Origin of the sequence: Pedobacter montanisoli (genome assembly GCF_022809115.1) — a bacterium.
In the GTDB taxonomy this organism is placed as follows: domain Bacteria; phylum Bacteroidota; class Bacteroidia; order Sphingobacteriales; family Sphingobacteriaceae; genus Pedobacter; species Pedobacter montanisoli.
In genome coordinates this window covers 1,482,993-1,503,724 of sequence record NZ_JALGBH010000001.1, presented here as the reverse complement: position 1 = coordinate 1,503,724, position 20,732 = coordinate 1,482,993, and the positions used below count along the sequence as shown (strand labels likewise).

The 20,732-nt window shown below is 36.1% G+C and carries 16 protein-coding genes and 1 tRNA gene; 10 read left to right on the top strand and 7 right to left on the bottom strand.

Features of this window, described 5'->3' with window-relative positions; genetic code table 11:
- Positions 1-3: 3 nt before the first annotated feature.
- Together MMF97_RS06680 and MMF97_RS06675 are read left to right on the top strand one after the other, a co-directional pair.
- Positions 4-1,002 (top strand): YihY/virulence factor BrkB family protein, encoded by a 999-nt coding sequence (locus tag MMF97_RS06680; RefSeq protein ID WP_243360793.1) that lies wholly within the window; start codon positions 4-6, stop codon positions 1,000-1,002.
- 8 nt (positions 1,003-1,010) lie between these two features.
- Positions 1,011-1,388 (top strand): VOC family protein, encoded by a 378-nt coding sequence (locus MMF97_RS06675; protein WP_243360791.1) that lies wholly within the window; start codon positions 1,011-1,013, stop codon positions 1,386-1,388.
- Positions 1,389-1,433: 45 nt separating this feature from the next.
- Here MMF97_RS06675 and MMF97_RS06670 read toward each other — a convergent pair whose 3' ends face one another.
- Positions 1,434-3,488: an ATP-binding protein gene (locus MMF97_RS06670; protein WP_243360789.1), complete on the bottom strand. Its 2,055-nt coding sequence runs from the start codon at positions 3,486-3,488 to the stop codon at positions 1,434-1,436.
- A gap of 128 nt (positions 3,489-3,616) precedes the next feature.
- On the bottom strand, positions 3,617-5,497 hold the full coding sequence (locus MMF97_RS06665) for a DNA topoisomerase IV subunit B (RefSeq protein ID WP_243360787.1): 1,881 nt from the start codon (positions 5,495-5,497) through the stop codon (positions 3,617-3,619).
- Positions 5,498-5,678: 181 nt separating this feature from the next.
- On the opposite strand from MMF97_RS06665, the gene MMF97_RS06660 reads away from it, so the two are divergent.
- The 7 genes from MMF97_RS06660 to MMF97_RS06630 all read left to right on the top strand — a co-directional run bounded on the left by MMF97_RS06660 (position 5,679) and on the right by MMF97_RS06630 (position 12,425).
- On the top strand, positions 5,679-7,025 hold the full coding sequence (locus tag MMF97_RS06660; RefSeq protein WP_243360786.1) for an APC family permease: 1,347 nt from the start codon (positions 5,679-5,681) through the stop codon (positions 7,023-7,025).
- Between the two features lie 41 nt (positions 7,026-7,066).
- Positions 7,067-8,227 (top strand): trans-sulfuration enzyme family protein, encoded by a 1,161-nt coding sequence (locus MMF97_RS06655; protein ID WP_243360784.1) that lies wholly within the window; start codon positions 7,067-7,069, stop codon positions 8,225-8,227.
- A gap of 35 nt (positions 8,228-8,262) precedes the next feature.
- Complete coding sequence (locus MMF97_RS06650; protein WP_243360782.1) at positions 8,263-8,730, top strand: CYTH domain-containing protein; 468 nt, start codon at positions 8,263-8,265, stop codon at positions 8,728-8,730.
- Positions 8,731-9,167: 437 nt separating this feature from the next.
- On the top strand, positions 9,168-10,160 hold the full coding sequence (locus MMF97_RS06645) for a phosphotransferase (protein WP_243360780.1): 993 nt from the start codon (positions 9,168-9,170) through the stop codon (positions 10,158-10,160).
- A 312-nt stretch (positions 10,161-10,472) separates the two neighbouring features.
- Positions 10,473-11,729 carry a DEAD/DEAH box helicase gene (locus MMF97_RS06640; protein WP_243360778.1) on the top strand — a complete coding sequence of 419 codons (1,257 nt, stop codon included), beginning with the start codon at positions 10,473-10,475 and terminating at the stop codon, positions 11,727-11,729.
- A gap of 1 nt (position 11,730) precedes the next feature.
- The gene (locus MMF97_RS06635; protein ID WP_243360776.1) at positions 11,731-12,141 is read left to right on the top strand and encodes a hypothetical protein; all 411 of its coding nucleotides are present in this window, start codon (positions 11,731-11,733) and stop codon (positions 12,139-12,141) included.
- The gene (locus MMF97_RS06630; RefSeq protein WP_243360774.1) at positions 12,138-12,425 is read left to right on the top strand and encodes an FkbM family methyltransferase; all 288 of its coding nucleotides are present in this window, start codon (positions 12,138-12,140) and stop codon (positions 12,423-12,425) included. The genes MMF97_RS06635 and MMF97_RS06630 overlap by 4 nt, the downstream gene beginning before the upstream one ends.
- A gap of 58 nt (positions 12,426-12,483) precedes the next feature.
- Here MMF97_RS06630 and MMF97_RS06625 read toward each other — a convergent pair whose 3' ends face one another.
- Both MMF97_RS06625 and MMF97_RS06620 read right to left on the bottom strand, forming a co-directional pair.
- Positions 12,484-13,677 carry a metallophosphoesterase gene (locus tag MMF97_RS06625; RefSeq protein WP_243360772.1) on the bottom strand — a complete coding sequence of 398 codons (1,194 nt, stop codon included), beginning with the start codon at positions 13,675-13,677 and terminating at the stop codon, positions 12,484-12,486.
- Positions 13,610-14,104 (bottom strand): cupin domain-containing protein, encoded by a 495-nt coding sequence (locus MMF97_RS06620; RefSeq protein ID WP_243360770.1) that lies wholly within the window; start codon positions 14,102-14,104, stop codon positions 13,610-13,612. The genes MMF97_RS06625 and MMF97_RS06620 overlap by 68 nt, the downstream gene beginning before the upstream one ends.
- A 335-nt stretch (positions 14,105-14,439) precedes the next feature.
- On the opposite strand from MMF97_RS06620, the gene mgtE reads away from it, so the two are divergent.
- Positions 14,440-15,819 (top strand): magnesium transporter, encoded by a 1,380-nt coding sequence (gene mgtE, locus MMF97_RS06615; protein WP_243360769.1) that lies wholly within the window; start codon positions 14,440-14,442, stop codon positions 15,817-15,819.
- A 58-nt stretch (positions 15,820-15,877) separates the two neighbouring features.
- On the opposite strand, the gene MMF97_RS06610 is transcribed toward mgtE, so the two are convergent.
- The 3 genes from MMF97_RS06610 to rpoC all read right to left on the bottom strand — a co-directional run bounded on the left by MMF97_RS06610 (position 15,878) and on the right by rpoC (position 20,723).
- Positions 15,878-15,951 (bottom strand) — tRNA-Ala (locus tag MMF97_RS06610).
- Between the two features lie 68 nt (positions 15,952-16,019).
- A complete protein-coding gene (locus MMF97_RS06605) occupies positions 16,020-16,334 on the bottom strand; it encodes a DUF3467 domain-containing protein (RefSeq protein WP_243360767.1) in 315 nt (104 codons plus the stop codon).
- Positions 16,335-16,439: 105 nt separating this feature from the next.
- Entirely contained in the window at positions 16,440-20,723 is a 4,284-nt protein-coding gene (gene rpoC / locus MMF97_RS06600; protein ID WP_243360765.1) for a DNA-directed RNA polymerase subunit beta', read from the bottom strand.
- Between the last annotated feature and the right edge of the window lie 9 nt (positions 20,724-20,732).

Below are 20,732 nucleotides of genomic sequence, written 5' to 3'. Positions count from 1 at the left end.
ACCATGAAGAGACTATTTAGAAAGATAAAGTTATTTTTTCATAATCTGTACCAGCTTTTTGCTGCTGCAGGCCAAGGCTTTATTGATGATAGAGTGATGAAATTAAGCGCTTCATTGGCCTATTATACCATCTTTTCTCTAACCCCCCTCATCATCATTATTCTTTCTTCTGTTACTTTATTTTTGGGTGATAATCTAGACCCCGGCACAAAAATATTTGAAGGAATCAGTGAACTTATAGGCATGCAAGCTACAGGTCAATTAAGAACATTTGTAAACAACGCCAACCTTAGCGGACGAAGTACTTTAGGTTTAATCATTGGTATCGTTACCTTACTGATAGGTTCATCGGCTATTTTTGTAGAAATACAAGATAGCATCAACCTGATCTGGAAAGTTAAGGCCATACCTAAAAAAGGCTGGTTAAAATTTATCGTTAACAGGCTGTTATCCTTTTCGCTCATTGCATCGTTGGGTTTTTTGCTACTCGTATCATTGATTCTTAACAGTGTGGTGGTTGCTATTGGTGGTAAGCTCGATATTTATGCAAGACGATTAGGCATTGGTTCGGTTTCCGAACTTCTTATGCTCATTATTACCAACATCTTAACTTATGCTGTAATCACAACCATATTTGTGGTGATCTTTAAAGTTTTGCCAGATGTAAAACTGAAATGGAAGTCGGCCATTGTAGGTGCACTTTTTACCGCATTACTGTTTAGCTTAGGCAAATATCTTATTGGAATTTACATTGAAAAAGGTAATCCTGGCTCTACATTTGGTGCTGCAAGCTCTATCATCGTAATTTTAGTATGGATATATTACACCTCCATAATTTTATATTTTGGTGCAGAATTTACTCAGGCTTATGCCGAAAAATTTGATAAGGGAATTAGCCCTTCAAAGTATGCGGTACATTTAAAAACGGTAGTAATAGAAAAAGAAGTAAAAGAACTGCCACCTCAACACCCCGAAGAAATTACACCGGTAAAAAACAGCTAAAAGACATAATGAATACTATTGCTTACTTTGAGATACAATCTTCTGATCCGGCACGTGAGATTAAATTTTATCAGCGTGTTTTTAACTGGGTTTTTATTAAACAGGAAGGTTTACCTATTGAATATTACCGGATAGAAACCAACGGAATTGCTGGAGGATTATTAAAACGACCTGCGGCTCTTCCACCAACAGCATCTGGAACAAATGCCTATACCTGTTCTATACAGGTAGAAAATTTTGACCGTACCGCAACGCTTATTTTAGAGAATGGTGGCCAGGTAGCTTTACCTAAATTTGCCATACCAGGCAAATGCTGGCAGGGTTATTTTTTAGATGCAGACAATAATACCTTTGGCATTTTTGAAGCAAATGAAAATGCAGGATAAGTGATTTACCCGTCTTTAATTTATTTTCCTTAATCAGCAGAAATTTTAATTAATATACTTCGTAATCTTATCCATTAATTCTTTTTCAGAAAATGGTTTCAGTACTAAGTCATTAATTCCAGACGATAAATATTTAATCCTATCTTCTTCCAATACATTTGCCGTTATGGCTAAGATATGAATAGATGATTTGCTTTTATTTTTCAGCTTTCTGATTCGTTGTGTAAGCTCTACACCACCCATCTCAGGCATCTGAATATCGGTTAAAACCAGATCGTAATTGTTATGCTCAAATAAATGTAAGGCCTGTTTGCCATCTAGTGCAGTATCAATATTGATGTTATATTTCTTAATTACAGTTTCGGCCAAAAGAATATTCATTTTATTATCATCAGCCAGCAACACCCGTTTTCCTGATAAACGGTTTAAGTTCTCTACACCTATAATGTTTAATTGCTGGTAATCTTTTACTTCAGCATATTCATAGCCTATTTCAAAGAAAAAGTTAGATCCTTTTCCTAGTTCGCTTTCCACACCGATTGTTCCACCTTGTAATTCAATAATGCGTTTACATATGGCAAGACCTAAACCTGTACCTTTTTGTTTTACTTTAGAAGAAGAATAGTAAACCTGTGCAAACTCTTCAAAAATCATATACATATCTTCCTGTGCTATACCAACACCAGTATCAACAACCTGAATTTTTAAAATTTCCTGTTTTTTTGCACTCGCAACAATATCGGCTTTAAGTGTAACTGAACCCTGATCGGTAAACTTAATGGCGTTACTTAGCAAGTTCATGACCACTTGTTTTAACCTTAAAGAATCTCCTTTAAGATTAATACTATCATTAAAAGTAATAGCGGTTTCAAGTTTTAATCCTTTTGCAGATGCTTGTATAGAAATACTGCTAATCAGTTCTTTTAACAATTCGGCCGGATTAAAAACAACTTCATCAAAGCTGACTTTGCCCGTTTCATATTTGGAAAAATCCAGAATATCATTTACCACATCCAACAACATAATAGACGAGGTACGTATAGCATTTACCTGTTCAGATTGTTTAGGTGTAAGGTCCTGTTGTATGAGTTGTTCTGAAAAGCCTATAACCGAATTTAAAGGTGTTCTGATCTCATGACTCATATTGGCCAGGAACCTGCTCTTAGACTGTGCATATTGCGTAGCCTTTTTGGTATAATCGATCAGGTATTTTTCATTTTTATAAATTTTGAAAAGGTTATAGAGTATAATGATGCCCAGTAAGCAGAGTAGTAGGATAGCAATTCTATAAAGCTTATCTATTGTACTCATATTAGCATCTATATTATCTTTTAAGATTTCTTCTGTTTTCTCATGCAATATGACTTCGTTGGCTTTAAAACTTTTTAAAGTTTTTACTACATCTCTGATTATCGTAGTATTTAAACCTAGTATTTCAAGTTCTGCTTTTGATAAAAGATTTTTTCTTGAGTACAGATTTCTGAAATAATTGTTCATCCTTTTCAGATGAACAAGATTATACTGCTTACTCTGTAATGCCGTATCAAGCTTAACCTCTTTACGAACAAATGTTATGAGCGAATCCTGATTTCGTTTAGCCTTAAAAGCATCAACCAGGCGGCCAAGAAGTTTTTTCCTGTTTTTTTCCTGAACGGTAGTTCTCATCGTATCTACCGTAACCATGGTTTTAAATCTTCCAAATTTAAACTCACCATAAGTTTTAGGTTCGGCGGTTCTAATTGCAGTATCTATACCTGCCGAAACCTTAACCAAACTATCGGCAAGGGTCTTGAGTTTAAGATAAAGCGCTGTTTTTTGTTTTTTCTGTTCAAACAGATCTGCCAGTTTACCATTATTACTGGTATCTATACGGGCAATGATACCTGAAATTGTATCTATTTTTTTATTAAAGCTCTGTATGTATTTTTTATCAGCCGTAACTTCGTACAAACGGCAATCGTTATCTGCTCTGTAAAGTAAAACAACACATGAATCAACAGCGGCAAAATCAGTTTTATTTTGCCAAAGTTCCTTTAAATGGGATATCAATGCGGGCACTCTTTTTTTCTTCAGATAGAAGAAAATCGAAGAAACCAGCATTGTTAAAATAAGTAGTGCAACTAACCAGTAACGAAACGTACCGCCCTTTTTATGGTTAAACAATTTTATCTCAGTTTAATGATTTATTTAAGCATCATATCATCTTAAATAACATAAAGCAGAGATTATTATTCATTTAATACCAATTCTTCTGCTTCAGCTTTGCTCACTTCCTCGGCTTCATCTTTCTCAATGCGCAAATTTCTGATGATATGCTGCTGTCTTTCTGGTGTATTTTTTCCCATGTAATATTCTAAAAGACTTTTAATAGTTTGTTCTTTTAAAATCACAGGATCCAGCCGAATATTGTCACCAATAAATATACCAAACTCATCAGGAGAGATCTCACCTAAGCCTTTAAAACGAGTGATTTCGGGCTTGCCTCCCAGCTTCTCTATCGCATTCTTGCGTTCTTCGTCACTATAGCAATAAATGGTTTCTTTTTTATTACGTACTCTGAACAGTGGAGTCTGCAAAATATAAACGTGTCCGGCTTTAACCAAATCGGGGAAAAACTGTAGAAAAAAAGTCATCATCAACAATCGGATGTGCATACCATCCACATCCGCATCGGTAGCAATAACGATATTATTGTAATGTAAACTTTCAAGTCCATCTTCTATATTTAAAGCATGTTGCAAAAGATTAAACTCTTCATTTTCATAAACCACTTTCTTGGTCAGTTCAAAACAATTTAAAGGTTTACCTTTTAAGCTAAAAACTGCCTGGGTTTCTACATCTCTCGATTTAGTGATAGATCCGGAAGCAGAATCACCCTCCGTAATAAACAAGGTTGTTTCGTATCTTCTATCGTGATTAGAATTGAAATGTATTTTACAATCTCTTAACTTCTTATTGTGTAAAGATGCTTTTTTTGCCCGTTCATTAGCCAGTTTCTTGATGCCTGCAATGTCTTTACGCTCACGCTCAGATTGTTTGATACGAGCCTCGATAGCATCTGCCACATCTTTATGCTTATGTAAATAGTCATCTAATTCCTTTTTAAGGAAATCATTCACAAAAGTTCGCACCGTTTGACCATCGGGTGCTACCCTTTCAGATCCCAGTTTTGTTTTGGTTTGCGATTCGAAAACAGGTTCCTGCACACGAATGGCAATTGCAGCAATAATAGAAGCCCTGATGTCTGATGCATCGTAATCTTTATTGTAGTACTCTCTAATTGTTTTCACTACAGCTTCTCTAAATGCAGCCTGATGTGTTCCGCCTTGCGTGGTATATTGCCCATTCACAAAAGAATGGTATTCTTCTCCATATTGCTGGCCGTGTGTCATAGCTACCTCAATATCGTGTCCTTTAAGGTGTATGATAGGGTAACGGATTTCTTCCGGCTTGTTCTGACGAGATAGCAAATCATATAAACCACGTTCAGAGAAGTATTTCTGATTGTTGAAATTAATCGTTAAACCTGTATTCAGGAAAACATAATTCCAGATCATGCTCTCTACAAAATCAGGGATATAATGGTAATTTCTAAAGATGCTATCATCCGGATAAAAAGTTATTGCTGTACCATTTCGCTGGGTAGTTTCAACTTCAGGATGATCGGTAGTGATCAATCCTTTACTGAATTCTACTTTCTTGGTTTTGCCTTCGCGATAGCTTTGCACAATAAAAGTTGTAGATAAGGCATTTACTGCTTTTGTTCCTACCCCATTCATTCCTACCGATTTCTGAAACGCACTACTGTCATATTTACCGCCGGTATTCATTTTTGATACACAATCGATCACTTTGCCCAAGGGAATGCCACGTCCGTAATCACGTACATTTACTTTATGATCAGATACAGTAATATCTATTGTACGTCCTGCACCCATCATAAACTCATCAATGGAGTTATCCAGAATTTCTTTCAGCAAAACATAGATACCATCATCCTGTGCAGAACCATCTCCCAGCTTGCCTATGTACATACCCGGCCTACGGCGAATATGTTCTTGCCAGTCGAGTGATTTGATACTATCTTCGTTATATGCAGGATTAGCCATTATGTTTTGATTTTATAGTTTGATGAAAAACTAAAGATTTAACCATTATAAGCAAAAATAACTGTTTATTCTGTCTTTTGTTAGCAGAAATATCAACATTTATACATTTTTACCATATAGTGAGGGCTTATGCCAATAATTGTTAAATTGCAGATTGAAACCTAAAACTAAACTATAAATAATGGAAGAAAAGAAGCAACTTTCCCTCTTCGACTTATCGATGATCGTGGTAAGCCTGGTAATAGGCATGGGAATTTTTAGAACCCCTGTTAACGTAGCTGCCAAAGCCCAAATACCCGAGCTGTTCTTTCTAGCATGGATAGTTGGAGGTTTTGTAGCGCTTTGTGGAGCTTTGACTTATGCAGAAATTGGTTCGCGCTACCCCGTAACCGGTGGTTATTATAAGATTTTTTCAGTTTGCTACCACCCTTCCATTGCTTTTGCTATCAACTGTATTATTGTTGTGAGTAATGCAGCTTCGGTAGCAGGCGTTTCGTTAATAGGCGCAGAATATCTCAACAAAGCACTTTTCCCTGTAGAAATGCAAACCAATGATCACCGTATCCTCATCGGTTTAGTGAGCATTATCATATTTTACACCATCAACCTTTTAGGATTGAGAACCAGTTCCAGAACGCAAAACGTACTAACCATTATCAAACTGGTAATGGTCATCACTTTAATTTGTGCCATATTTTTTGGCGGACAAACCCAACAATTGCCATCGGTTTTTAGTACAGAAAGCGGTTTACCTGCTACTTGGAGCGATTATGGAAAGGCGCTCGGAATTTGTTTAATTGCTGTTTCATTTAGCTTTGGGGGCTACCAGCAAACCATCAACTTTGGTGGCGAAGCTAAAGAGGCAAAAACAGTTATTCCTCGTTCAATTTTAGTGGGGTTGGGAATCATCATCACTCTATATATGGCTATTAACTATGCCTATGTGAGAGTAATTGGTTTTGAGCAGCTAAAAACAGCACAAAGTATTGCAGCCATTTTAGCAGGACAGATATTTGGTCCAACCGGCTTTACCATACTTTCGGTATTGATATTCTTGTCTGTACTGGGCTACGTAAATGTAAATCTGTTGAGCAATCCAAGAGCCATGTATGCCATGGGCGAAGAAGGTGCGCTACCCAAAATATTTACTAAAAAAACCAAAAAGAACGATGTGATGGTGGTAAGCTTAACCCTTTTTACCATCTTGTCTATCTTCACCTTATTTTATGCCAAAACCTTCGACAAAATTTTAAACTACACCATTTTTATGGATGGTGCAGGCATGATTTTCTCTGCGGCTACCATTTTTTATCTGCGTAAAAAAACTGCGCATCTGGATAAGAACACCATTTATACGATGAAATTATATCCTTTAATGCCAATCATTTTCATAGCAGCCTATTTATTTGTTGCCATCAGCATTTACAACGATGATCCAAATGCCGCATTAAATGGTATTTATATTTTCTTGGCTTTTGTGGCGATCTATTTTATCAATAAGTTTTTAAATAGGCGTAAAACGACCTAATCCAATTTTAACTTTTGGTTTTTAACTTTTAACTTAACAAAGTGGATATTTCTTACATATTGAACGAACTAGGCGAAGAAAGGGAAAACTATTTCAACGCCATTGCTCCGCCCATTATACAAACAAGCAATTTTAAGTTCGATACAGTAGAAGCTTTTAGACAAGCCCTTTCGGATGAATATCAGGGTAATTTATATTCGAGAGGTTTTAACCCTACCATTGATATACTGAGGAAGAAATTGGCTGCATTAGACGGAGCAGAAGATGCCTTAGTCTTTGGGAGTGGCATTGCCGCTGTAACCATACCTGTACTGGCTTTACTGCAAAATGGCGACGAGGTTGTTTGTGTTGAAAATCCATATAGCTGGACCATAAAACTGTTCAATGATTTTCTCCCGAAATTTGGAATTAAAACCACTTTTGTTGACGGTAGCCATACTGAAGCCATTGAACAGGCAATTAATTCACAAACCAAGTTGATTTACTTAGAATCGCCCAATACGTTTAGTTTTGATGTACAGGATCTGGAAGCCATTGCCAAAATTGCCAAAAAACATGGTATTTATACCATGATTGACAATAGCTACTGCACTCCCTTATATCAGCAGCCCATTAGCTATGGCATTGATCTGGTAGCGCAATCTGCCACTAAATACTTAAGCGGACACAGTGATGTTGTAGCTGGAGTAGTTACGGGTACAAAGAGCTTAATCAAACAAATCTTTGAAAAAGAATACATGAATATAGGCGCTTCTATGTCGCCTCAAAATGCCTGGCTCATCTTACGCGGATTGAGAACCCTTCCTATCAGGTTGGAGCAAAGCAGTTCAACAGCCGAAAAAGTAATTCATTTCTTAAACTCTCATCCTAAAATAGATCAGGTTATTCATCCTTTTAATCCAGATAATGTAACCGTTGAGCTCGCAAAAAAACAGATGAAGAAATGCGGGGGATTGTTCAGTTTTACCTTAAAAGAAAGTAGCCTTAACCAAATTGAAGCTTTTTGCAATGAGCTGAAACATTTCTCTATGGCGGTATCATGGGGCGGCTATGAAAGTTTAATAATTCCAGCTTGTGCCGGGATTAGCAAAGCTGATTTTAATTCTGAAAACCAAAGGCATATCCTGATCAGAGTGTATATTGGTCTGGAAGATTCTGAATATTTAATTAAGGATTTACAACAGGCTTTGGAGAAAATATAAAAAATGAGAGCAAAACAATAAGTTAGCAATAATTTATGGCGATAGAAATAGAACACAAGTATTTGGTAAATCTAGACATTTGGAAAAATATCATTCCAGACAAAAGTGTTGAAATCAGGCAAGCATATTTACAAACTGATCCTGAGAAAACAATTCGTATTAGAACAAAAGACAAGTCAGGTTTCATTACGATTAAAGGTAAGACTGTTGGTGCCAGTAGACTTGAATTCGAATATGAAATACCAATTGCAGACGCAAATGAATTAATCAATGCATTTTGTTCAAATCTAATTGAAAAGACAAGACACATTGTAACTCATGATAGTAACATTTGGGAAGTTGATGAGTTTAAAGGGTTAAACGAAGGACTTATTGTTGCAGAAATAGAATTGACAAGCGAAGACGAAAAATATTCAATACCAAATTGGCTAGACAAAAATGTAACAGACGACCCTAGATATACTAACTCTAATTTAACAATCAAACCTTTTAAGGCCTGGTAAAATAAGCTGTCGCTAAAAAGACAATCTACAATATTTACTTACACCTGAGCTGGTTCTTTTGACCATACTAATTATCAAAAGGACATTTATACATTAATAGATTTATTAAGCAAACCTTAATTAATATGAAAAAGAAAATAAGCTTTAACTTTGGTTTTGCTTTACTCGCATTTCCACTTGGATAGACATTGCTCCGGGAATTTGACTTCGACACTTTCACATTTAGAAAAACAGCGCTAGGTATTCTTTATCTAATTACGTTCATGGTAATGATTTATCTGACATTTAAAAAGAAAACAAAATCAACAGAATAACAACTCGAACCAAGATATTATCAAAAAGGTACTCTTCGACTGAACTTTTATGCTAAAATCCCGTCTCAGATAATACCAAAACATAAGCGGTCATTGTAAAAATGACTTCTAAACAAAGAATTAATGACAGAGAAATTTCCGACAATAAATAGTACGCTTTCACCAAAGGAACTTAGTAAACTTATTCAACAAAAATATGGACTAAGCGATAAAACCAAGTGCAGTATATTTCGACTTGCAATGAACCATTTATACATTGTTCACGATGACGAAGTAAAATACGTTTTTAGAGTTTACACTCATAATTGGCGAAACAAATTAGAAATTGAAGAAGAACTAAGACTTTTACTTCATTTAAAAGAAACCGAACGACAAGTTGCTTTTCCAATTGCGGATAAATCAAAGGAATATATTCAAGAAATTGAAGCACCAGAAGGAAAAAGATTTGGTGTTTTATTCTCATATGCAAAAGGCAAAAAAACAGCCATATTTTCGGATCAAACAAGTTTTTTAATTGGGCAATCGTTAGCAAAAGTTCATCAAGCGACAGAAAATTTTGAACTAAAAAGAATATCTTATCATGCTCAAAACTTACTTAAAGATTCTGTTTTAAGAACACAAGAATTCTTTGGTAAAAACATCAGCGAAATTGACTTTTTAGAGAAACTGTCAGCATTTTTAATGCCTAAAATCGAAAACATTGACAAACAAAAAATCAGGTATGGAAGTGTTCATCTTGATGTTTGGTTTGACAATCTGCATATTGATGGTGAAAAAGAAATAACATTTTTTGACTTCGATTTTTGTGGAAACGGGTATTTATGTTTTGACATTTCTTATTTTCTATTTCAGTTATTTGCTACAAATTTAAACACAGAAGAATATCAAATAAAAGCAGAAAGCTTTTTAAAAGGTTACGAAACCGTAACAGAAATTAGTAGTGAAGAAAGAAAACTTTTACCTTTTGCCTGCTTAGCAATTATGATATATTACATTAGTGTTCAGTGCGATAGATTTGAATATTGGACAAATATTTTCTTAAATGAAGATCATTTAAAAAGAATGGTTGGAAATTTGAAGCGGTGGATTGCTTATAACGAAATTAAAATAGAATAACCAGAGAAAAGCACTCAGATTATGAACAACAACTGAAATAGTGGTATCAAGAAGCCATAAGGAATTTGAAAAAATTAAATGAAATAAATTTAAAAAACAGGGTTATCCAACAATACTTTTTAGCTATAACTAATAAAAACAACTCTCAACAAAATTTTCCATACCTTTACTATTCGAAGCAGAATTTCTTTAATCATTTAAAGCAACTCGCAAGTTAGTCCTTCAAATAAATGATTGTTCTGGCTTCTTCGAATTTTAAAAAGCGGTATATCCTCTTTTTAATTTTGACTTTTAACTTTTTCACTTAACAAAATGTTATTCACACAATTAAATCTAATTGACCCTATATTAAAGGCTGTTGAAGCCGAAGGATATGAAAAGCCAACCCCTATACAGGAAAAAGCCATTCCAAGCATTTTAAAGATCAAAGACCTTTTGGGTTGTGCACAAACTGGAACAGGTAAAACGGCAGCTTTCGCTATTCCCATGTTGCAGATTTTGCACATGAGGCACTTAAAAACCAATAAAAAGGCGATTAAAGCTTTGGTATTGACTCCTACAAGAGAATTAGCTATTCAGATACAGGAAAGCTTCAATGCTTACGGCAAAAATCTTCCTGTTAAAAATACCGTTGTTTATGGTGGTGTTGGACAACAACCGCAGGTAGATGCACTGAAAAAAGGTATTGATATTCTTGTAGCTACACCAGGCAGATTATTAGATCTGATGAATCAAGGTTACATTAGCTTAAATGACATCGAGATTTTTGTATTGGATGAAGCCGACCGTATGTTAGATATGGGTTTTATTCATGATGTTAAAAAAATTGTAGCCAAACTGCCTGCAAAAAGACAAACGCTGTTTTTCTCGGCTACTATGCCTCCAGAAATACAGAAGCTGGCCAACACCATTTTAAAAGATCCTGTTACCGTAGAAGTTACTCCGGTATCTTCTACCGCCGAAACCATTAATCAATCTGTTTATTTTGTAGATAAGCCCGATAAAAAGAAGCTTTTTAAACACCTTTTAACTGAACTTAAGATTGATCATACTTTGGTTTTTACACGTACAAAGCATGGAGCTGACCGTATAGCCAAAGATCTGGCCAGAGAAGGCATTAAGGCTGCGGCCATACATGGCGACAAATCGCAGGGTGCAAGACAAAGAGCATTAACCGATTTCAAAGACAGAAAAATCAATGTATTAGTAGCTACAGATATTGCTGCCCGCGGCATTGATATTGATGACCTCACCCATGTTTTCAATTTTGACCTACCCAATGTTCCTGAAACTTATGTGCATAGAATAGGCAGAACGGGTAGAGCCGGGATAAATGGAAATGCCATTTCTTTTGTTGATGCAGAGGAGAACGAATATCTGATTGCTATTCATAAATTGATTAAAAGAGTAATCCCTATTGTAGAGCAACACCCTTACCCGTTAAGCTGGCAAAAAATGATAGCCCAGAAAGAAGTAAGCAGAAAGCCTCAGAAAGATAGCAAAGGCAACGCAGCCGCGGCAAAAAACAAGCAAAAGAAATTTCACCGCAAAGGACAAAGACATAAATAACATGGGTTTACGGCGTCTCATCAAAAATATAATAAATAAAAATCTACCTAATTCTTTCGAATATTTAAATGAAGCATATTCACAAGAGGGAGAAGATTTAGTTTTAGCCAGAATTTTTGAACATCAACAAAAAGGTTTTTATGTTGATGTTGGGGCGCTCCATCCAAAACGTTTCTCTAACACTTTTAAATTTTATAAACAGGGGTGGAGGGGTATAAATATTGATGCTATGCCAGGAAGCATGTTAGAATTTGATAAAGTACGACCTTTGGATATCAATATTGAAACTCCTATTTCAAATAAAAATGAAACATTAAATTATTATATTTTCAATGAACCCGCTCTGAACACATTTTCAAAGGAATTAGCAGAAGAACGTTCTAATAAAGCTATTTATAAAATAGAAAAGTGATTCCCGTAGTCACTAGAACTTTATCCAGTATTCTTGACGAACACTTACCAAAAGGGCAATCTATTGACTTTCTAACAATTGATGCAGAAGGCTTAGATTTTCAGGTATTAGAGTCTAATAACTGGTCAAAATATTGCCCAAAGATAGTGTTAGTTGAAAATGAATTAAGCATTCAAGAAATTATAAAAGCTGATATAGATGCTTTTATGGAAAAGCAGGGCTATCAATTATATGCTAAAACTGTTAAGACCTATTTTTATAAGCATACACAATTCATCATATAACTTAAAAGCCTTTTAAATTAATTAAAAGGCTTTTTTTATATCCACTTCCTTTAAGGCGTTACTTCAGTTGATTTTTACTCCCTGTTAAATCAAGTTTATACCACTGCTTATTTTCATACAATACAGCCTGATGATCTCCTTCATGCTGGTTCACATCTACAGCCAACACTTTACCATTGTAATAAAAACTAATATTATTTTTTAAAATGGTATGTCCAACAATTATACGTTTTACCTGGTACATCTTTAAAGTCTGAACTACAACGCTTTCTTCTAAAGGAGGTTCCTTAAAATATCCTCTGTACCAAAACAAGCCTATTGTACTGCTAAATATATCCAGTATTTTTTTATCGGTAACCGTATTTTTTAGATCCTTCCATCCTATATAAGGTTTAGATAGCCTGTTTAATTCTGGTACACTTAACTTCAGGTCATTTACTTCTGGTGATAGGCCTCCATGAAGACATAAGTTATCTCCAATTTTTTCAATCAGATTTTTGCTTCTTAACCATCTGCCCAGCTCTGTATTTTCATCATACAGATTATTGTAAGAAACGTTCATCAACTCAGCACTTTTCAGGTATTTTTTATCCAGATATTTAAGATTACCTGCTAAATTCATGATATCATGATTGCCTAAAATGGTATGCACATAGCCTCCTTTGGTCTTTGCTGCATCTTCCAGTTTGTACAATAACCAGAGTGTTGCCGGAACTTCTTTTCCTCTGTCAAATAAATCACCACAAACCACTACATGACCTTTCCCAAACGTCCATTCGTATTTTTCGTTGATAATCTTATTAGCTAGTAACAGATTCCTAAAAGCATCAAATTCACCTTCAATATCAGAAATCACAAACATTTTTTCTGGTTGCTTCCACACAGAGGGTTCATTAGTGATATTCTTTCTTAAATCTACCTGAAAATTCTTATCTGGAAAATCAGAAAACTTAACTTCAATTTTAATATTTCCCTTATTTTTCTGAGCATAAGACCTTACCTGAACAGGTGCATTTACAGATTTATAATCTACTGATTTAACTAGAATACTGTCGCCTTGATAGATCAGATAAGGACCATCAAATTCATTATTATTTTTTTCTATCTTTTGAGCAATCGCATCAATAGTCATTAAGAAGAAAAAAATAAGAGATAAAGGTTTAAGATATGTAGGCATTAAGAATTTAATCTTGTCTTCCGAAATCATCCTGAACTCTAACAATATCATCTTCATCTGAAGGATGATCAGCATCAGTATGTTGCCAAATCTCGGCTACAATTGCCCAATCATCTAAGCCCACCAAACGATGACGCGTACCACAATCTATTTTAACTTGCTCCCCTTCATTTAAAGTTACTTGAGGGCCTGCCTCATCTGTTGGACTCGTTATAATAGCCACCTTGCCTTTTACTACCTGCCAGATTTCAGCTCTGCGATGATGATACTGCCACGATAAACGTGTATAGGGAGCCACAATTAACATCTTAGGGCTTAATTTGCCGCTTATCTTAAGTAAATCAACATCTAGGCCTTTAAAATAAGTATCTGCGAATTTCTGAGCCTGAGCTTCATCAATATAAAAAAAACCACCCCATGGCCGATTTTCTTCATAACCTGTTACCCTAAATCCTTGTGCTTGTAAATTTTCTGAAACTTCTTTAAATAATTGGGACTTCATCATGCAGAAATATTATTTAAAGACTAATATATCATTTTTTTCTCTTACGAAAAAATCCTGACCGTAAAGCTTACGATACTAAAAAAGCTTTTAATATGCTAAATCTGGATGAATCACAGCTTAACACCTTAGGTAAATATCATTAAAATTTAAAGAAAACTATATCAAGATTATAGTGTTTATATGCTTAGCAGTTACGGTTCTCTCTTAACTGTCTTAAGGGTAATTTTGATGTGATTTTGAGTGCTGATTTGTCAAAAAAACAGATCATTAAAACTCAGTACATCTATTTTTCCCTACTAGTTGAGGAAATGATGAGATAAAAACGTTAAGATATGCATCAGGAATTAGAATGGAAAGACTTAGCAAAAAGATTAGATGCTTTACTAGCCGATAAAAATAAGATTAACCTAGAAGAAGAATTAAAAGATGTATTGGAGGGACAGGCGACTGCCAATATAGCTCTTGCTATGGAAGAGTTATCACCTGAACATTCATGTCAGGTGATCGAGGCACTTGATGTTTCTACAGCAACCGAAGTACTCGCAAAACTAGAACCCGAAAGAACAAATAAAATTCTTGAATTACACCCTGAAAGATTACCAGATCTCATTAAATCATTGCCGCCACGTGAAGCTGCTGCAATTATCACGGATATTCCTTCTCAATTGAGAAAGGCACAACAAAAAATAGTAGATGTAGAAGCAGTTGAAGATGCTCAAAACAGGCTCTGCTATCCCAGAGGTTCTGTAGGAAGATTGATGACTACTCAATTTGTGCGTTTGGAGAAAGGCACTTCAATAGCAAAAGCAATAAATATCATTAAAAGTACAGATCCTGCTATAGACATACCTGATGATGTATATGTTGTGGAAGAACTTCAAGATTCTGCCCGTTATCATCTGTTGGGCGTAATTTCCATCAGAGAAATACTGATGAGCAATCCGCATTCAATTATAGATGATGTAATGGCTACAGATGTGATTTCTGTTGCTGCAGTTGTGGATGAAACTGATGCAGCGGCTATTCTTTCAAAATATAAGTTTATGAGTTTGCCAGTAACAGATCAGGATGGTTATCTGGTTGGAGTTGTACCTGCAGATGATCTCATGCCCATCATTGTAAACAGGTTACGTCAGTTATACACTCAGGCCGTAGGTACCGACGCAGAAAATATGGAAAAGCTAAGTCCATTACAGGCAGCAAAGATACGAGTGCCCTGGCTTTTAGGCACAATGCTGATAGAACTTATCGCAGGTATGATCATTTCTCATTTTGATTCTGTACTTCAGAAGATTATCCTGCTTACCTCATTTATGCCAGTAATATCAGCAATATCGGGTAATGTAGGATTACAGGCTGCCGCTATTACCGTTAGAGCATTGGATATGAAGTCAACCAAAAAAAATATCTGGATATCCCTAAAAAAAGAAGGCTTAACAACTTTACTAATGGCCGTTGCCTGTGGTCTGGTGTTAGGTACCATAGGAGCCATATGGGCAAAACATATCCCATTTGGTATTGTAATTGGCATAGCGCTTACCTGCTCTATGCTTACAGCTGGTTTAATGGGTACCGTTATTCCTTCAGTTTCTAAAAAATTAGGCTTTGATCCGGCTACTACGGCAGGCCCATTTGAAACGGCATTTCAGGACATTATAGGTTTTGGTGTGTTTCTTGGCTTAGCTACTTTTCTGCAGCATTGGATAATCTAAAATCTGCTTATACAAATAAAAAAGCGTAAAAGATAATGATTATCCTTTACGCTTTAAGTGGAGATTGCCGGATTCGAACCGGCCACCTCTTGCCTGCCAGGCAAGCGCTCTAGCCAAATGAGCTAAACCCCCATTGCGACGGCAAATCTAAATATTTTTAACAATTTAACAATTGTTTATTGAAAATATTTTAGCCAAGATTAGGCTTGCGCTGTTGGTCCGCCAAAACCCATCGGGAAGCCTGAGTTGTCGTCAAAAGTTTTAATTCTTCCGTTGGCTTGTTCAAACTTATCTATATTATCCTGTAATGCCTGTGCTAAACGTTTGGCATGTTCTGGGGTTAAAATAATTCTCGATTTTACTTTAGCTTTAGGTATTCCCGGCATAACCCTAATAAAATCCAGAACAAATTCTGTATTAGAATGAGTAATAATCGCCAGATTAGAAAAAATACCCTCTGCTATTTCTTCAGATAGTTCTATGTTTAATTGATTGTCATTTTGTTGCTCTTCCATCTCACAAAGCTAATTATTTTATTGAAAAAGGGATTGGCTACACATAAAAAAATCCCTAGCGTTTTCGCTAGGGATTTTGGTCAAACCTTACGGTCTGTTATATGATTAGGCTTCAACTTCTTCTTTAGAAGCCAATAATTTATCATATTCTTCCTGAGAACCTACAATGATGCGCTCGTAGCCACGTAAACCTGTTCCCGAAGGAATTAAGTGACCTACAATTACATTCTCTTTCAGTCCCAGCATACTGTCTTTTTTACCTGCAATAGCAGCTTCGTTCAACACCTTAGTGGTTTCCTGGAATGAAGCAGCAGAGATAAACGACTTAGTACCTAATGAAGCTCTGGTGATACCTTGTAAGATAGAACTTGCCGTAGCTGGTCTTGCATCACGTACTTCAATCTGAGCTAAATCCTGACGTTTTAATTGAGAATTTTCGTCTCTTAATTTACGTAAAGAAATAATTTGACCAGGTTTTACAGTAGTTGAATCGCCAGCTTCAACAACAACTTTCTTATCAAAGATGTCATCATTCTCATCCATAAAGTCCCAACGATCTACCGCATCATTTTCTAAGAAACGGGTATCTCCCGGATCTTCGATATGAACTTTCTGCATCATCTGGTGTACAATTACCTCAAAGTGTTTATCATTGATTTTTACACCTTGTAAACGGTAAACCTCTTGAATACCATTCACTAGATATTCTTGTACAGCAGCAGGTCCTTTAATAGCTAAGATATCCGCAGGAGAAATAGAGCCATCTGATAAAGGCATACCCGCTTTAACAAAGTCATTGTCCTGAACCAGGATATGTTTAGAAAGTGGAACAAGATATTTCTTCATTTCACCATCTCTTGATTCTATCGTAATCTCACGGTTACCACGTTTGATACCACCTAAAGTTACCACACCATCAATCTCAGTAACAACTGCAGGATTTGAAGGGTTACGCGCTTCGAATAGCTCAGTTACACGAGGTAAACCACCCGTAATATCTCGGGTTTTACCAGTAGCACGAGGTATTTTAACTAGCACCTGACCGCTTTGAACGTTTTCACCATCATCAACAGCAATGTGTGCGCCTACAGGAATATTATAAGATCTGATCAGTTCACCTTTTTTATCCAATACCTTGATAGAAGGGTTTTTCGTTTTATCACGGGTATCGATAATTACTTTTTCACGGTGACCAGTTTGTTCGTCAGATTCTTCACGGAAAGTTACACCTTCAATAATTGCATCGAATTCAATCTTACCGGCAAATTCTGAGATGATAACCGCGTTATATGGATCCCAAGAAACAATTTTATCGCCTTTAGCTACTTTATCACCTTCCTTAACAAATAAGAATGCTCCGTAAGGGATGTTGTTATTAACGATAACTTTGTTAGTTCCCGGTTCAACAATTCTGAACTCACCAGAACGACCTAATACTACCTCAACTTCTCCATCTTCAGTTTTAGTTGGTACAGTACGTAAGTTCTCAAATTCTATAACACCATCAAATTTTGCAGTAATTTGAGACTCAGCAGCAATGTTACTTGCAGTACCACCCACGTGGAAAGTACGAAGTGTTAACTGTGTACCCGGCTCACCGATTGACTGTGCAGCAATTACACCAACAGCCTCACCTTTTTGAACACGTTTACCTGTTGCTAAGTTACGACCGTAACATAATGCACAAACACCACGTTTATTTTCACAAGTTAATACCGAACGAATTTCGATACCTTCTAACGGAGATTCTTCAATTGCTTTGGCAATATCCTCGTCAATATCCTGACCTGCACCTACCAATAACTCACCGTTTAATGGGTTATACACATCATGTAATGACGTACGTCCCAAAATACGCTCGTATAAAGGCTCTACAATATCTTCGTTATCTTTCAACGCTGTAGTGTACATACCTCTTAAAGTACCACAATCTACATCGTTCACAATCATATCTTGCGCTACGTCATGCAAACGACGGGTCAAGTAACCCGCATCCGCAGTTTTTAACGCCGTATCCGCCAAACCTTTACGGGCACCGTGGGTAGAGATAAAGTACTCTAATACAGATAAACCTTCTTTAAAGTTTGAAAGGATCGGGTTTTCAATAATATCACCACCTGAACCAGATTTCTGAGGTTTAGCCATTAAGCCCCTCATACCTGCTAACTGACGAATCTGCTCTTTAGAACCACGGGCTCCAGAGTCAAGCATCATGTAAACAGAGTTGAAACCTTGATTATCTGATGATAACTGGTTCATTACAAACGTAGTTAAACGGTTGTTGATACGAGTCCAGATATCGATAATTTGGTTGTAACGCTCGTTGTTGGTAATGAAACCCATATTATAGTTGTTTCTTACCTCTTCAACTTCGTTAGCAGCTTGTTCTAATAAAGTATGTTTTTCAACCGGAATGTTTACGTCTTGTAAGTTGAACGATAAACCTCCGCGGAATGCACTTTGGAAACCTAATTCTTTGATATCATCCAAGAATTTAGATGAACGGGCCATACCAGTCATTTTTACTACTTCACCAATAATATCTCTTAAAGATTTTTTGGTTAATAGTTCATTGATATAACCTACTTCTTCAGGTACTAATTGATTAAATAACACACGACCTACAGTAGTATCAATTAACTTGTTTACGATAGTTCCGTCTGCTTCTTTAACGTTTGCTTTTACCTTGATCCAAGCATGAAGATCAACTTTTTGCTCATTGTAAGCAATAATTACCTCTTCTGCCGAATAGAAGTTCATTCCCTGACCTTTTACTACTCTCTTATCATCTGTTTTACGGCCTTTAGTGATATAGTAAAGACCCAAAACCATGTCTTGAGAAGGTACAGTAATAGGCGTACCGTTAGCAGGGTTTAAGATATTGTGAGCAGCTAACATCAACACTTGGGCTTCCAAAATTGCAGCATTACCCAATGGTAAGTGAACTGCCATCTGGTCACCGTCAAAGTCGGCGTTGAACGCTGTACACACTAACGGGTGTAACTGGATAGCTTTACCCTCAACTAATTTAGGTTGGAAAGCCTGAATACCTAAACGGTGTAATGTAGGTGCACGGTTTAACAATACCGGGTGTCCTTTTAATACGTTTTCAAGGATATCCCAAACAATAGGATCTTTTCTATCAACAATTTTCTTCGCTGATTTTACGGTTTTCACCACACCACGCTCAATCATCTTACGAATGATGAACGGTTTGTAAAGCTCAGCAGCCATATCTTTTGGTAAACCGCACTCGTGTAATTTAAGGTTTGGACCTACAACAATTACCGAACGAGCAGAGTAATCCACACGTTTACCTAATAAGTTTTGACGGAAACGACCTTGTTTACCTTTCAAAATATCTGAAAGTGATTTTAAGGCACGGTTACCTTCAGTTTTAACAGCGTTTACTTTACGTGAGTTATCAAATAACGAATCTACAGCTTCCTGTAACATACGTTTCTCGTTACGTAAAATAACCTCTGGTGCTTTGATTTCGATCAAACGTTTCAAACGGTTGTTACGGATAATCACACGACGATATAAATCGTTCAAATCTGAAGTAGCGAAACGACCACCTTCCAATGGAACTAATGGACGTAACTCTGGTGGAATAACCGGAACAATCTTGATGATCATCCACTCTGGATTATTCTCGATATTTTTTCTTGAACCACGGAAAGCTTCAACAACCTGTAAACGTTTTAACGCTTCATTTTTACGTTGCTGAGAAGTTTCGTTAGCTGCTTGGTGACGTAAATTGTAAGATAAGCTATCTAAATCAATACGTTTCAATAAATCTTCTAACGCCTCTGCACCCATTTTGGCAACAAATTTATTAGGATCTTTATCGTCTAAATATTGATTTTCTTTAGGTAATTTATCCAAGATATCAAGGTACTCTTCTTCAGTTAAGAAATCCATGAACTGGATACCCTGCTCTGCCATTAAACCAGCTTGAATTACTACATAACGTTCGTAGTAAATAATCAAATCTAGTTTTTTGGTTGGCAAGCCTAAAAGATAACCGATTTTGTTAGGTAAAGAACGGAAATACCAGATATGCGCAACGGGAACCACTAAGTTAATGTGTCCCATACGCTCTCTACGTACTTTCTTTTCAGTTACTTCAACACCACAACGGTCACAAACAATACCTTTATAACGGATACGCTTATATTTACCGCAATGACATTCGTAATCTTTTACCGGACCAAAAATACGCTCGCAGAACAAACCATCACGTTCTGGTTTGTAAGTACGGTAGTTAATGGTTTCAGGCTTTAAAACTTCACCGCTAGAACGCTCCAGGATATTCTCTGGAGAAGCCAAGCTAATGGTAATTGAAGTGAAGTTACTTTTTAATTTATTATCCTTTTTGTAAGACATATTCTTTTT

What these genes read in the sequence shown, in the direction of transcription:
- MMF97_RS06605 (WP_243360767.1), bottom strand. Translation starts at nt 16,334, where the DNA reads ATGGAAGAGCAACAAAATGACAATCAATTAAACATAGAACTATCTGAA.
- MMF97_RS06680 (WP_243360793.1), top strand. Translation starts at nt 4, where the DNA reads ATGAAGAGACTATTTAGAAAGATAAAGTTATTTTTTCATAATCTGTAC.
- MMF97_RS06650 (WP_243360782.1), top strand. Translation starts at nt 8,263, where the DNA reads ATGGCGATAGAAATAGAACACAAGTATTTGGTAAATCTAGACATTTGG.
- MMF97_RS06645 (WP_243360780.1), top strand. Translation starts at nt 9,168, where the DNA reads ATGACAGAGAAATTTCCGACAATAAATAGTACGCTTTCACCAAAGGAA.
- MMF97_RS06640 (WP_243360778.1), top strand. Translation starts at nt 10,473, where the DNA reads ATGTTATTCACACAATTAAATCTAATTGACCCTATATTAAAGGCTGTT.
- MMF97_RS06625 (WP_243360772.1), bottom strand. Translation starts at nt 13,677, where the DNA reads ATGCTGATCATCCTTCAGATGAAGATGATATTGTTAGAGTTCAGGATG.
- MMF97_RS06620 (WP_243360770.1), bottom strand. Translation starts at nt 14,104, where the DNA reads ATGAAGTCCCAATTATTTAAAGAAGTTTCAGAAAATTTACAAGCACAA.
- rpoC (WP_243360765.1), bottom strand. Translation starts at nt 20,723, where the DNA reads ATGTCTTACAAAAAGGATAATAAATTAAAAAGTAACTTCACTTCAATT.
- MMF97_RS06670 (WP_243360789.1), bottom strand. Translation starts at nt 3,488, where the DNA reads ATGCTGGTTTCTTCGATTTTCTTCTATCTGAAGAAAAAAAGAGTGCCC.
- MMF97_RS06665 (WP_243360787.1), bottom strand. Translation starts at nt 5,497, where the DNA reads ATGGCTAATCCTGCATATAACGAAGATAGTATCAAATCACTCGACTGG.
- MMF97_RS06635 (WP_243360776.1), top strand. Translation starts at nt 11,731, where the DNA reads ATGGGTTTACGGCGTCTCATCAAAAATATAATAAATAAAAATCTACCT.
- mgtE (WP_243360769.1), top strand. Translation starts at nt 14,440, where the DNA reads ATGCATCAGGAATTAGAATGGAAAGACTTAGCAAAAAGATTAGATGCT.
- MMF97_RS06660 (WP_243360786.1), top strand. Translation starts at nt 5,679, where the DNA reads ATGGAAGAAAAGAAGCAACTTTCCCTCTTCGACTTATCGATGATCGTG.
- MMF97_RS06675 (WP_243360791.1), top strand. Translation starts at nt 1,011, where the DNA reads ATGAATACTATTGCTTACTTTGAGATACAATCTTCTGATCCGGCACGT.